General features: G+C 56.7%; 11 protein-coding genes. 8 read left to right on the forward strand and 3 right to left on the reverse strand.

Features of this window, described 5'->3' with window-relative positions:
- The first annotated feature begins 2 nt into the window (after nucleotides 1–2).
- From PMI31_RS18380 to PMI31_RS18400, 6 genes are all read left to right on the forward strand, one after another.
- A complete protein-coding gene (locus PMI31_RS18380; protein ID WP_008019752.1) occupies nucleotides 3–4,226 on the forward strand; it encodes an RHS repeat-associated core domain-containing protein in 4,224 nt (1,407 codons plus the stop codon).
- Nucleotide 4,227: 1 nt separating this feature from the next.
- Nucleotides 4,228–4,659 carry an NTF2 fold immunity protein gene (locus tag PMI31_RS18385; RefSeq protein WP_081500326.1) on the forward strand — a complete coding sequence of 144 codons (432 nt, stop codon included), beginning with the start codon at nucleotides 4,228–4,230 and terminating at the stop codon, nucleotides 4,657–4,659.
- Nucleotides 4,660–5,158: 499 nt separating this feature from the next.
- A complete protein-coding gene (locus tag PMI31_RS18390; protein ID WP_052037657.1) occupies nucleotides 5,159–5,533 on the forward strand; it encodes a hypothetical protein in 375 nt (124 codons plus the stop codon).
- A 221-nt stretch (nucleotides 5,534–5,754) separates the two neighbouring features.
- Nucleotides 5,755–6,315, forward strand: coding sequence for a hypothetical protein (locus tag PMI31_RS18395; RefSeq protein ID WP_008019755.1), 561 nt, complete (start codon nucleotides 5,755–5,757; stop codon nucleotides 6,313–6,315).
- The gene (locus PMI31_RS30105; protein WP_238539300.1) at nucleotides 6,275–6,856 is read left to right on the forward strand and encodes an SMI1/KNR4 family protein; all 582 of its coding nucleotides are present in this window, start codon (nucleotides 6,275–6,277) and stop codon (nucleotides 6,854–6,856) included. Before PMI31_RS18395 ends, PMI31_RS30105 begins: the two co-directional genes overlap by 41 nt.
- 150 nt (nucleotides 6,857–7,006) lie before the next feature.
- Entirely contained in the window at nucleotides 7,007–7,894 is an 888-nt protein-coding gene (locus PMI31_RS18400; protein WP_008019757.1) for a hypothetical protein, read from the forward strand.
- Between the two features lie 88 nt (nucleotides 7,895–7,982).
- On the opposite strand, the gene PMI31_RS18405 is transcribed toward PMI31_RS18400, so the two are convergent.
- The 3 genes from PMI31_RS18405 to PMI31_RS18415 form a co-directional block, all read right to left on the reverse strand.
- On the reverse strand, nucleotides 7,983–8,462 hold the full coding sequence (locus PMI31_RS18405) for a hypothetical protein (protein ID WP_008019758.1): 480 nt from the start codon (nucleotides 8,460–8,462) through the stop codon (nucleotides 7,983–7,985).
- Nucleotides 8,463–8,706: 244 nt separating this feature from the next.
- Entirely contained in the window at nucleotides 8,707–9,339 is a 633-nt protein-coding gene (locus PMI31_RS18410; RefSeq protein WP_008019760.1) for a response regulator, read from the reverse strand.
- Between the two features lie 39 nt (nucleotides 9,340–9,378).
- Complete coding sequence (locus PMI31_RS18415) at nucleotides 9,379–10,737, reverse strand: cache domain-containing protein (RefSeq protein WP_008019762.1); 1,359 nt, start codon at nucleotides 10,735–10,737, stop codon at nucleotides 9,379–9,381.
- A gap of 352 nt (nucleotides 10,738–11,089) precedes the next feature.
- On the opposite strand from PMI31_RS18415, the gene PMI31_RS18420 reads away from it, so the two are divergent.
- The gene (locus PMI31_RS18420; RefSeq protein ID WP_008019763.1) at nucleotides 11,090–13,147 is read left to right on the forward strand and encodes a carbon starvation CstA family protein; all 2,058 of its coding nucleotides are present in this window, start codon (nucleotides 11,090–11,092) and stop codon (nucleotides 13,145–13,147) included.
- 14 nt (nucleotides 13,148–13,161) lie between these two features.
- Nucleotides 13,162–13,359: a YbdD/YjiX family protein gene (locus PMI31_RS18425; protein ID WP_007976534.1), complete on the forward strand. Its 198-nt coding sequence runs from the start codon at nucleotides 13,162–13,164 to the stop codon at nucleotides 13,357–13,359.
- Nucleotides 13,360–13,499 lie beyond the last annotated feature (140 nt).

The raw sequence follows: 13,499 nt of genomic DNA on the forward strand, positions 1-13,499 counted from the left end.
CCATGTTCGAAGCCGCAAGGTTTGGCGATGAACTGTCGCACACCAGCGCCCTGGGCGGGTTTCTCATCGGCGCGGCGCTGGGCATCGCGCTGGTCGCCACGGTGGCGATCGCGACGTTCACCTGCGGGTTTGGCGTAGCCTTGTTGGCGGGTTTGGCCGCAGGCGTCGGAGGTAGCCTGCTCACCGCGGCCGGGGAGAAGATAGGCAGTCTGTTTTCTTCACCCGCGGGGACCATCGTCGCCGCGTCGCCCAACGTCTTCATCAACAGCCGCAAGGCTGCCCATGTCGAAAAAAGCACGGGCGCCTGCGACAAGCATCCCGGCCCGGTAAAGGTCGCCGAGGGTTCGACCAACGTCTTCATCAACGGCACGGCGGCCGCGCGCAAGGGCGACAAGCTGACCTGCGGCGCGACACTCTCCAGCGGCTCGTGGAATGTCTTCATTGGGGGCGGCACCTATCGCTACCTGCCGGTGGACGACGAGATTCCTGGTTGGCTGCGCACCACGGTCGACATCCTGATGGCGGTCGCCGGTGCAGCGGGTGGTATCGCGCAACTGATCAAGGCCGGGACCCAGGCCGGCATGAAGGCCATCATGCCCTGCGCGCTGAAGTTCACCGCCGGGTTCGTCGCTGGTGAGGTGGCCGCGCGTTACGTCGTGGGGCCGGCCATCGAACGTGCGGTGGGTGGTCTGATCGGCAACCCCGTCGACGCCACCACCGGGCGCAAGGTCATTACCGACGAAACCGACTTCAGCCTGCCGGGGCTGATGCCGATCCAATGGTCGCGCTTCTATGCCAGCGACCTGAGCATCGACAGCGTCCTCGGCAAGGGCTGGGTCCTGCCCTGGGAGCAAAGCCTGCGCCGCCGTGGCTCCTTCGTTTACCTCACCGACAATCAGGGGCGCAGCGTTCCGTTCGTGGACGTGCAGCCGGGGGAGCGCATCTACAACCCCCATGAACAGGTGTATCTGGTCTGCACCGAGGGCGGTCACTACCTGCTGCAAACCCTCGACAACAGCTTTTTCTACTTCGGCGAAGTCGCGGACGACAATGTCCCGGTACCGCTGCAGCGCATCGAAAACGCCCTGGGCCACTTCCTGCATTTCACCCGCAGCGCCGAGGGTACGCTCACCGACATCAGCGCCACCGGTGGCGTGCGGGTGCACCTGCATTACGACAACCCGCTGGGCCGCCTGACCGACGTCAGGCGCGTGGTCGACAACGAGGCCGTTGAAACCCTGGTGCAGTACCGTTACGACGACAACGGCCAGCTCGCTGAAGTGATCAACCGCAACGGCGATTCGCTGCGCCGTTTCAGCTACAGCGACGGCGTGATGGCCAGCCACAGCAACGCCCTGGGCCTGACCTGCAACTACCGCTGGGAACCCATCGACGGCCGGCAACGGGTAGTGGAGCACTGGACCAGCGATGGCGAGCGTTACCAGTTCCGCTACGACGTCAAGGCGCGCACCACGCGGGTCACCGACGGGCTCGGGCGCGAAGCCGAGCTTCACTACAACGCCGATCATCGCGTCACCGCCAGCCGCGACTTCGGCGGCGAGCACTACGTCATCGACCTCGATGACACCGGCAACATGACCGGCTTGACGTTGCCCGACGGCAACAGGGTCACGCTCAAGTACGACGAATACTCGCGCCTGCTCGAAGAGACCGACCCGCTCGGGCGCGCGATCAAATACCGCTATCACCACCTGACCCCGCTGGTCACCCAGGTGGACTACCCCGACGGCAGCACCTGGCAAGCCCGCTACGACGACAAGGGCAACCTCATCGCCGAAGTCGACGCCCTCGGTCACACCACCGAATACCTCAACGGCGACGACGGCCTGCCGCACACCATCATCGATGCGACCCGCAAGTCCAAATACCTGTGGTGGAACACCCTGGCCCAGGTCGAGCGCTTCCAGGATTGCTCGGGTAAAAACACCACCTACCGTTTCGATGAACGCCAGCACCTGGTCGCCGTCACCGACGCGCTGGGCCAGACCACCTCGCTGGAACGCAAGCCCGACGGCGAAGTGCTGCGCATCCATCATCCGGACGGCAGCAGCGAATCGTTCACCTACAACGCCCTCGGCCAGGTGATCAGCCATACCGACGGCAAGGGCCAGACCACGCGCCTGCTGCGCACCGCCCGGGGCTTGCCGGGCAGCCGTCAGGACGCCAAGGGCCAGCGCATCCGCTACGAATACGACCCGGCGATTCGCCTGACCGCACTGATCAACGAAAACAACGCGGCGTACCAGTTTGCCTACGACGCGTCCGACCGGCTGATCGAAGAAAAACGCATCGACAACCTGACCCGGCGCTTCAGCTACAGCCTCGGCGGGCACCTGACCCAAGTCGACGAAATTGGCTACGGCGAGCGCGGCGAACGGCCACAGCGCCGCACCGAATTCGAGCGCGATCGCATTGGCCGGTTGCTGGCCAAGCTCAATGGCGATGCCCGTCAGGACTACGTGTATGACGACGGCGACCGCTTGCTGTCGATCCAGCGCCAGCCGACCGCGCAGGGCAAGCAACTGGGTGTTAGCGAGGAAACGCTCGAATTCTCCTACGACCGGCTCGGCCGCCTGGTCCAGGAGACCACGGCGCAAGGCAACCTGTCCTACGACTACGACTCACTGAGCAACCTCACCACCCTGACGTTGCCCACCGGCCAGCACCTCAATCACCTGTATTACGGCAGCGGCCACCTGCACCAGCTCAACCTCGACGGCCAGCTGATCAGCGACATCGAGCGCGACGACCTGCACCGCGAAGTCCTGCGCACCCAGGGCGCGCTCACCAGCTGCTTCGGCTACGACGCCCTGGGCCGCAAGAGCTGGCAGTTCGCCTCGCGCCTGCCGGCGGAAAAGCTCTCGAAAATCCACAACCCCGGCATCCAGCCCGACCTGCTGGTGGAACACGCCTATAACCCGATCCACCGCCGCCACCAGTACGACCCGGCCGGCGAACTGACCCGCACCCTCGACAAACTGCGCGGCGAGATCAAGTACCAATACGAAGCCAACGGCCAGCTGCACAGCCGCGACACCGGCCAGTTGCTCGACAGCGAAGAATTCCGCTACGACGCCGCGGCGAACCGGCTGAATTTCAACACCAGCCAGTTTGACCACGTCAAGGACAACCGCCTCAAGCGCTGGCGCGACCAGGAGTATGCCTACGATGCGTGGGGCAACCTGATTGAAAAGCGCAGCGGCCTGGGCACGCTGCAGACGTTTGGGTATGACTGTGAAAATCGCCTGGTGCGGGCCGAGACGCTGGTCGATGGCAAGCTGGAAAGTACCGGTGCGTATCGGTACGACAGCCTGGGCCGGCGTGTGGCCAAGGTTTCAGAAGTCAACGGTCAGGCCGAGCAGAAGCGTTTCCTCTGGCAGGGCCTGCGCATGCTGCGCGAAGAGCGTCCGGGGCAGAGCCGTCTGTACCTCTATGAGCCGGGCAGTTATGCGCCGCTGGCGCGGGTCGATCAGGCGGAAGGTGAAGAGCAGCAGCTCTATTACTTCCATACCGACCAGATTGGTACGCCGCTGGAGATGACGGACCGAGAGGGGCGGATTGTCTGGCAGGCGACGTACAAGGCGTGGGGGGCGGTGGAAACGCTGGCGGTCAATGAAGTCGAGCAGAACCTGCGGTTTCAGGGGCAGTATTTCGACGACGAGACGGGGCTGCACTACAACACGTTTCGGTATTACGATCCGGAGGTGGGGCGGTTTGTTACGCAGGATCCGATTGGGCTGTTGGGTGGTAGTAATTTGTATGGTTATGCTCCCAACACAAACGGGTGGATTGATCCTCTAGGATGGTGTGTTACTACTAGCGTCAAGAGAGGGGGCGGAGGGCAGCCACTAAAAGCAACAGCCACTATTACTCCAAAAGATTTGGGAACGGGTACTGCGACTAATGCGTCATCCCGGGCTTGGGCCAGATTACTGGGTAATTCAGACGATGATGCCGGGCATATAATCGGTAAGCTACTTGGTGGTGCTGGAGGGAAGGATGGAGTTTTTCCACAGTTAAAAGGCATAAATCGCGGGCAGTTTAGAGACTTTGAGTCGGCCGTTGCTAACGCGGTAAAAAAGAAAGGTGCTGTAGATGTTGAGTTGAATTTTATCTATGGCAACGGTGGAACGCGACCAACATCGATAACCTATGATGTTTACCGTCAGGGTAGTAAAATACTCGAAGGAATTTTTGGGAATTGATATGACTGATAAAAATCGCACACTGCAAGCGTTAAAGGTTGTTAATGAATTTATGGTCGATATGAACTCTTGGGAAGTAGAGTTCTTCAATGTTCGAAAAGTAAATCTAGCCGAAGGCAGGGATGATCCCGCTATAAAAACTCGCTTTGGCGATAAGTTGGAAAAAGTACTGCAAAAATTTGCTTTGAAAGATAAAAGTAATTATGGCCGCTTGATAGATTTGGGTTGTACGAATCCTCCCACGTATGATCCACAGTCTGACGTCATAGAGGTTGTTTCTGTTAGCGACGATGAAGTCATTTATCAGATTCAACAAACTGTTGGGGTGGAGGTTACATCGCGAATTTTTGTGGTTTTTAAAGCTGGCGAATGGAAAATTAAAAAGAAAGAGAGTTTGGGGTATGACGATAAATGGAAGCGCTCGCCTTTATGATGTAAGAAGCTGAAATTGAGTTTTTTGCTTTGAGTGAGTCCTCAAAGAATTTTGAGAGCTTTCAGTCGCAGGTTTTTCTAGTGATGATAAACGCTCTTCTGTTGCTAAGAAAATGAGGGCTTTTTTCAATTTTTTAATGATCGTCAATCTCCTGTTTTGTTTGTAACTATCACAGATGATGATCGTGCAGAGGAATTTGAAAATAAGTCTGCAAAAATTCTTAATGGTGAACAGGTTTTTGACGGGTTTGTAAAGCGTTACAATGGTGAAGAGTAACAGTCTAACCACTTGCGAGTTGTTTTTTTTCAGGTTGCGTTATATGTGTTGCGGGTGATGGTGCAGAGGGCGTTGCGCTCGAGAAATCGTCGGACACTTTGTAAGTGTTCGACGATTTCTCGAAGATCTTCAAGGGCTTAGACATATGGTAGATGTAGCAGCAGTTAGAGATTGGGTCGAAAGTTCCCGATATAGTAGTCTTTTGGATTACGTAAAGAATGAAATGAGTTTTAATGTCGGAGATGAACCGGTTTCCGAAATTTTATTCAAGCATGATGTTAATAAGCTTGTTTTGGCCGATATGTCGATACAGGAGCTATCGGAAGCTGCTAGCCGTAACGTGGATTTCTGTAAATATTTGGCTGCTAAATTTTCGATTATTAAAGGTGCAGAGAATGAGCAAGAGGGAGGCGGGCAAGACGATAAAATTTTGGAAGAGTTGCCTTTCTACAGAAATTTTCTCAACTTACATCTGATCGAATTTTACATTTTGAGTGTTAGGCCGGATTTTTTGGATGTTTATTTGAAGTCTATTCGTATTCCTAATAGCAAAAAATATGCTGCTCAGCTAAAGAGGGCATTTACACTTAATAATTAGTTTTTCGGATGAAGAGGCTTTTTGGCTGGATATGTTTTGGGGTGGTTTAGCTCTTTAAAATTTTATGCTCAGAGTGGTTGTAGGTTTTCCTAGGGCACTCATTTTTACGATTTGGATTTGGTTTTCTGTACTACGGCAGCGGCCATCTGCACCAGCTCAACCTCGACGGCCAACTAGTCTATCGGTAAAGGGGTTAATCTGAAGTCGGCAGGAGGTTGTGGATGAAAAACATAGCAGAAATTGAGATATTTGAGCCTGGGATCGTTATTTTTGATCCGGTTGTGTTGAATGATTTTGTTATAAGTGTTGGCGTGACTTCAAATAACTTGTTCGACTGTTTTTTGAATAGTGAAGAAGTTGGGGGCGCGGTAACAGAAGGAGTGATTTTTCCTCTCTATCAAATTCCGGAAATGGAATACAGTATTTTTTTAAAAGGGGCAGGCCAAGAGTCAAGCTTAAGTGGGGCTGTAAAGAGATTTTGTTATTCTGGGATTCCGCTGAAAGTTGTTTCTGGGTTGATTGTTGTTGCTGATTTAAATGCGCTTTTGGATTGGGATAGTGAATTTTTTCTAGATTACAGAGGAACGTGTGTTGATAGTCTGGGAAATAATGATTATCTAGAAGTTGAGAGTGGCCTGTATGATTTGAGTATTAGTGGTTTCAGGGGGCTGAAAGTCCCGTTTGCTTCTCTGGGTTATGAGTTGGAGTTTAAGCCCGTAGGTCAGCTTCCGAAGCTTTCAAATGACGCTTCAACTGATGATTGGGATTTCTCGATTGCTTGAGTACATACGGGAGCTGAATGCGAGAGGTTTGTTGGCGGGGAAGGGAAATATGGGTGCACTGCAGATGTCGAAATCCGATCCGGAAGTGGCTAGCTCTGATCTAGAGTCGCTGGAAGACGAAATCGGGCATACGTTACCTGAAAGTTTTAAGGCTTTTTATTTAACTCATAACGGTGGAGTTGCAGATAGAGATTGGTGGGATAGTGGTGATGAATATGAGCCTATCCGAGTAAAAAAATTTAAAGCAGTTGCGGCTAGTGGTGCATTGGATGCAGCGGAGACAAAGTATTTAAACGGCTGTTTTGCTGTGATGGTTTCCAAGAAGGTGATACCTAATACCTTGCTGCCGTTTGCAACTGATGATGGTGGCAACTTTTTCTGTCTGGATTTGACCGATGGCAATGTATGTTTTTACGCAACTGATTCCTTTGAAGCGGATAGCAGTTATACCGCTAATCATGCAAAGGCCTATCGATGGCTTGCAAGTTCGTTTGCCGCTTTTGTTGATGGTCTAAAAGACGAGTCAGAGATTGATCTGTAAATTCAAGTTTTAAGTTCAGATGAACTGTGACTGGGGGCGTGATGGCCCGCACAGCGAGGCGGACAACGGTTGCCGTTTTCCGCTTTTTCACTAACGCCCGTCTGGATTACGGCGTTTTATAAAATAAACCACTAGGGAAGTAACCATCTCATGCAGCAATCATCCACGCCCGCTCCAACGGTGACAGGTCAACTGATCTCTACCTTCCGCCACGGCAAAGGCTTTCTGGTCTTCATGCTGTTTTTCGCAATCGTCCTGTTGTGCCTGGCGGGATTTGTGTTGTACCTGGGTACCATATTGCCGACGGGCAGTTCCGGGGCGAACACCAGCCGTGGTTCCAGCCCGCAGTTGCTGATCTATTCCGTCAGTGGCTTGCTGGTTGTCATTTCGGCAGTCTTGTTTGGACTTTATACGTGGCAGAAGAAGTTGCGCGGGACCCATTATGAGGTTTACGAACACGGGATTGTTGCTGTCAGTGGAAAGCGGCAACAATTTACGGCGTTTGCTGAAATGGAAGACCTGTATCTGTTCGGCTCGGGGCAGACGGCATTCACCGGCCTGATCACCAACCTGGCGTACCGGCGTAATGACAGTGAGCCATTTCACCGCGTCATCGAGTCGCTGAAAGGCTTTCAGGATTTTCAGCAACTGGTGCGCGAGTTGCACGTCCGTGAGCGTCTGCCGGTTGTGATGAACAAGCTTGAGTCTGGCGCTGTAGCGACTTTCAAGTATGTGCCGACCGGGCAGGTCTGGCGCAAGCGAATCGCGGGGGACTTCCTGAATGTCGTCACACAAACAATTATTGTGACACGCGAGTTTCTGGAAGTTGACGGACGTAAAGTCCCGGTGTCGACCCTTTCTTCAGTCGATTTAAATGTGTGGAGTGAGAAGGTCACTCTAAAAGACGAGGCTGGGAATCAGATTCTATCAACGGTATGCACCGGCATCATGAGCCATGACCTGTTCCTTACGACGCTGGATGTGCTGCTGGATGCTCAACGGGCAAGCAGCGGTGAGGCTGTCGAGAGCCTGGCCTGAGGGTTTCAGGGCACCGTCAGGCTGAACAACATAAAAAAACCGGCTGATCAGGCCGGTTTTTTTGTGGGACAGTGGTAGAACAACTTGTTCAGGCAGTGCGATTCTGGATCAGACGATCCGAACCGCCTTCGGCAACGCGGTTTTGCAGCAGTTTGTCAGAGCCACCTTCGGCAACGCGGTTCTGCAGCAGCTTGTCGGAACCGCCTTCAGCGACGCGGTTTTGCAGCAGTTTGTCAGAGCCACCTTCGGCAACGCGGTTCTGCAGCAGCTTGTCGGAACCGCCTTCAGCGACGCGGTTCTGCAGGAGCTTGTCGGAACCGCCCTCAGCGACGCGATTCTGCAGCAGTTTGTCAGAGCCACCTTCGGCAACACGTTTTTCCAGCAGGCGATCCGACCCACCTTCAGCCACACGATTCTCGATCAGGCGATCGGAACCACCTTCGGCCACACGGCTTTCAATCAGACGATCCGAGCCGCCTTCAGCGACCACAGGTTGAGCAGAGGTAGCGGCAAAAGCGTTAACTGCGAAAACCGAGAAAGCGATGCTGAGGAGGGTCTGGCGTTTCATGATCGTGTGCTCCGGGGGTGCTTATGGGTTGGTATGGAGCAGATGTTACGCCGGAGATTTTTTAAGAGAACTTCATTGAATCAATGGTGACTATCGATGCAGTCAATGGATGATTTGGTGATCTTTGAGAGGGAGCGATCCGATGATAGCGGCGTGTCATTCAACACTGATAGTGCCTGGTCCAACGCCATCGCGGGCAAGCCCGCTCCCACAGGTTTTTGTAGTGAACACAGGGTTCGTGGTGTTAGCGGGAAATAAGGCCGTGATCGATGGCGTACTTGACCAGCGCCGCCGGCTTGTCGATGTTGAGCTTGCGTCGAATGCTCAAGCGGTGTGTCTCCACGGTGCGCACGCTGATATCCAGTTCCCGGGCCATTTCCTTGTTGTTCAGCCCTTGTGCCATCTTCGACAGCACCTGGCTTTCCCTCGGGGTCAGTTCGTTGTCGGTGTTCCTGTCGGCGATCAGTCGCTGGGCGATTTCGGCGCTGTAGAAGGTGCCGCCGCTGCTGATGGCTTCGATGGCGGCGATGATTTCCCGTGACGGGGCGTTCTTGAGCACGTAGCCGCTGGCGCCGGAGCGCACCGATTCACTGACGTATTCGTAATTGTCATACATGCTCAGCACCAGCACCTTGAGCGACGGGTACTGGCTGCGCAGCACGCGGGTCAGCTCCAGGCCGTTCATGTCCGGCAGGCTGATGTCGACCAGCAGCAGGTCCGGATGGCAGCGCCCGACCATCTCGATGGCCTCGGCGCCGTTTTCCGCTTCGCCGACCATTTCCAGGGGTGACATCACGGCCAGTAGCGCCTTGATGCCGTCGCGGACCAGGGAGTGATCGTCGACCAGGGCGACGCGGATCGGGGAGGGCAGGTTCATCGCAGCTATTCACTCTTGTCGTTTTGGGCCGGGTCAGCGTTATGCGTCTGGTTTCATTGGCAGCCGTACGTCCAGCTCACTTCTGCCCGGCATCGAGATCAAATCGAAGCGCCCGCCAAAATGTTCGACGCGTTCGCGAATGTTACGCAAGCCAATGCCGGCCTGGCGACGTTCGACCTGGGCAACGTTGAAACCGATGCCGTCATCGACCACCGTCAGCCGCACCGATTGTTCGCAGCCGCGCAGGGTAATGGACACGTTTTTCGCCCGGGCGTGGCGTTCGATATTGGTCAGGCCTTCCTGCACGATGCGAAACAGCGCAACCGCGGCACCGTCGACCAGTTGGCAGTCGAATTCATTTTCGTCATAGGTCACGGTCAGCCCGCTGCGCTGCTCGAATTCCGCGGCCAATTGGCCGATGGCCGCCGGCAGGCCGAGGGTGTCGAGCAAGGATGAGCGCAGGTCGTGGGAGAGGCTGCGGACTTCACCGATGGCATCGCCCAGGCGCTCGGTGGCGTCTCTGAGCGTGTTCAAGCCCTTGTCGTGGGCTTGTCCGCTTTCCAGCAGATGGCTGGCCAGTTCGAACTGGAACTTGATCGAGACCAACACCTGGCTGATGCCGTCGTGCAGCTCGCGGGACACCCGCGATCGTTCTTCTTCCTGCAGACTGACGATGCGTTGGGTCAGGCGCTGCAGTTTTTTGTCCGCCAGCCGATGCTCGCTGACGTTGAGGGTCATGCCCGTGGCGAAGACGAACAGCACCGCGACGAGGGCAACCACGGCAATCGCCATCATGGTCTTGCGGATGCCCATGGCCACTTCGGCACGGGCCTGCTGGGTGGCGCGTTCGACGTCCTCAAGGTAGATGCCGGTGCCGAGCATCCAGCCCCAACGATCGAGCATCACCACGTAGGCGAGCTTGTCGGTGACCTGGCCGGAGGAAGGTTTGTTCCAGGCGTAGCGTTGAAAGCCTTCGCCCGATTGCGCGCTTTTGAGCAGCGCCTGAATCACCGGCAGGCCGTGGGGGTCTTTCATGTCCCACAGGTATTGCCCCACCAGCTCCGACTGCCGTGCATGCATCAGGCTGCGGCCTTCGCGGTCGTAGACGAAGAAGTAGCCGTTGATGCCGAAGCTGAGTTTGCGCAGTTCTTCCAGCACTCGTTGCTGGGCACGGGCATCGCCGTGGCCATCGTCGTACAGCGGCGCGATCAGACTTTGCGCCATTTCCACGTAGTTTTTCAGTTCCGCGCGCTTGCTCGCCAGAATGCTGTCTTGGATCAGTTGCGCCTGTTGATCGCCCAGTTGGCGGTTGAGGGAAATCACCAGCGCACAGATGACGGCAATGGCCAGCACCAGCGGCAGAATCCCGAGGGCGACGATCTTGTGTTTGAGCTGCATGGTTACTCCTGCCCGCGCGAGGGGCCGGCATGATATGCCAAAGATACGCCCTGTAGGAGCGCGGCGGGACGGAATGACTGATGGCGGGAACTCAGTCAGCTGCAACGCAACCCCTGTGGGAGCGGGCTTGCCCGCGATGACGGTCTGACAGCCGACATAGATGTTGAATGTTTTGGCCCCATCGCGGGCAAGCCCGCTCCCACAGGTCTACGTAGAACTACGTAGATGCCACGTACGTAGTAACGCGGATTTATTTGTGGACGGCATGCGCAGATATTGGGCCAGCTCCGCACCGCGGACACAATTATAAAAATTACCGCCGCAGTCACTGGCTGTCGGCAGGAGACCCTCTATGCCCCGTCTGGCTAAACACCTCGCCTGGTTTGCCGTGGCTGTCCTGGGAGCGATTGCGCTGAGTGTCGTGGCTCTGCGCCGCGGTGAAGCGATCAACGCCCTGTGGATCGTAGTCGCAGCCGTCGCCATCTACCTCGTTGCCTACCGCTATTACAGCCTGTTCATCGCCAATAAAGTGATGCAGCTCGACCCCAATCGGGCTACTCCGGCGGTGCTCAATAATGACGGTCTGGACTATGTTCCGACCAACAAACACGTCCTATTCGGTCACCACTTCGCCGCCATCGCCGGTGCGGGTCCGCTGGTCGGGCCGGTGCTGGCGGCGCAAATGGGCTACCTGCCCGGCACGCTGTGGCTGATCGCCGGCGTGGTGCTGGCCGGTGCCGTGCAGGACTTCATGGTCCTGTTCATGTCCACCCGCCGCAACGGTCGGTCCCTGGGCGACATGGTCCGCGAAGAAATGGGCCGCATCCCCGGTACCATCGCGCTGTTCGGCTGCTTCCTGATCATGATCATCATCCTCGCGGTGCTGGCGCTGATCGTCGTCAAGGCCCTGGCCGATAGCCCGTGGGGCATGTTTACGGTGATGGCGACCATCCCGATCGCGATGTTCATGGGCGTGTACATGCGCTACATCCGCCCGGGCCGCATCGGTGAGATCTCGGTGATCGGCGTGGTGTTGCTGCTCGGTTCGATCTGGCTCGGCGGGCAGATTGCCGCGGATCCGGTGTGGGCCAAGGCCTTTACCTTTACCGGTATCCAGATCACCTGGATGCTGATCGGCTACGGTTTTGTCGCGGCGGTGTTGCCGGTATGGCTGATCCTGGCGCCGCGTGACTACCTCTCCACCTTCCTGAAAATCGGCACCATCGTCGCGTTGGCCATCGGCATCCTGGTGACCATGCCCGAGCTGAAAATGCCGGCGCTGACCCAGTTCATCGATGGCACCGGCCCGGTATGGAAGGGCGGTCTGTTCCCGTTCCTGTTCATCACCATCGCCTGTGGTGCGGTGTCGGGTTTCCATGCGCTGATCGCTTCCGGCACCACGCCGAAGTTGCTCGCCAGTGAAGGGCATGCCCGTTACATCGGTTACGGCGGCATGCTGATGGAATCGTTCGTGGCCATCATGGCGATGGTTGCCGCGTCGGTGATCGATCCGGGCGTGTACTTCGCCATGAACAGCCCGGCTGCCGTGGTGGGCACCGATGCAGTTGCCGTTGCGCAAACCGTCAGCAGCTGGGGCTTTGCCATTACCCCGGAAGCCCTGCAAGCGGTGGCCCACGACATCGGTGAAACCACCATCCTGGCCCGTGCCGGTGGTGCGCCGACCCTGGCGGTGGGGATCGCGCAGATCCTGCACCACGTGTTGCCGGGCGAGAACACCATGGCGTTCTGGTACCACTTCGCGATCCTGTTCGAAGCGCTGTTCATCCTGACCGCGGTTGACGCCGGTACCCGTGCCGGGCGCTTCATGCTCCAGGACCTGCTCGGCTCGTTCGTGCCGGCCCTGCGCCGTACCGAATCCTGGACCGCCAACCTGATCGCCACCGCCGGTTGCGTGGCCATGTGGGGTTATCTGCTGTACCAGGGCGTGATCGATCCATTGGGCGGCATCAACACCCTGTGGCCGCTGTTCGGTATCTCCAACCAGATGCTGGCCGGTATCGCGCTGATGCTCGGCACCGTGGTGCTGATCAAGATGAAGCGCCAGCGTTATGTCTGGGTGACCTTGCTGCCAGCGGTGTGGCTGCTGATCTGCACCACCACCGCCGGCTTCATCAAGCTGTTCGACGCCAACCCGGCCATCGGCTTCCTCGCCCTGGCGAAGAAGTACAGCGATGCCCTGGCCAACGGTCAGGTGCTGGCCCCGGCCAAGGACATCACCCAAATGCAGCACGTGATCTTCAACGCCTACACCAACGCAACGCTGACCGCGCTGTTCCTGTTCGTGGTGTTCAGCATCCTGTTCTTTGCACTCAAGGTCGGTATTGCCGCCTGGGGCAGCAAGGAGCGTACGGATAAAGAAGCGCCATTCCAGGCCGTGCCGAATGCATAGGCGAGGAGGGCAGCATGTTCAATGACCTGAGTCGCCTCGGTAAATACCTCGGTCAGGCCGCGCGCCTGATGGTCGGCATGCCCGACTACGACAACTACGTCGAGCACATGCAGACCAAACACCCGGACAAACCGGTGATGGACTACGAAGCGTTCTTCCGCGAACGCCAAGAGGCCCGTTACGGCAGTAAAGCCGGACCGAAGTGCTGTTGAGTGAAACAAAAAAACCGGCTGAAAGGCCGGTTTTTTATTGTTCTTCACGCAATCCCGGGGAACACCGATACCTGTAGGAGACGGCTTGCTGGCGATGGCGGCCTCATGGCTGGCGTATTTTGTTGGTGGTGTACATATCC

Origin of the sequence: Pseudomonas sp. GM55 (assembly GCF_000282395.1) — a bacterium.
In the GTDB taxonomy this organism is placed as follows: domain Bacteria; phylum Pseudomonadota; class Gammaproteobacteria; order Pseudomonadales; family Pseudomonadaceae; genus Aquipseudomonas; species Aquipseudomonas fluorescens_CC.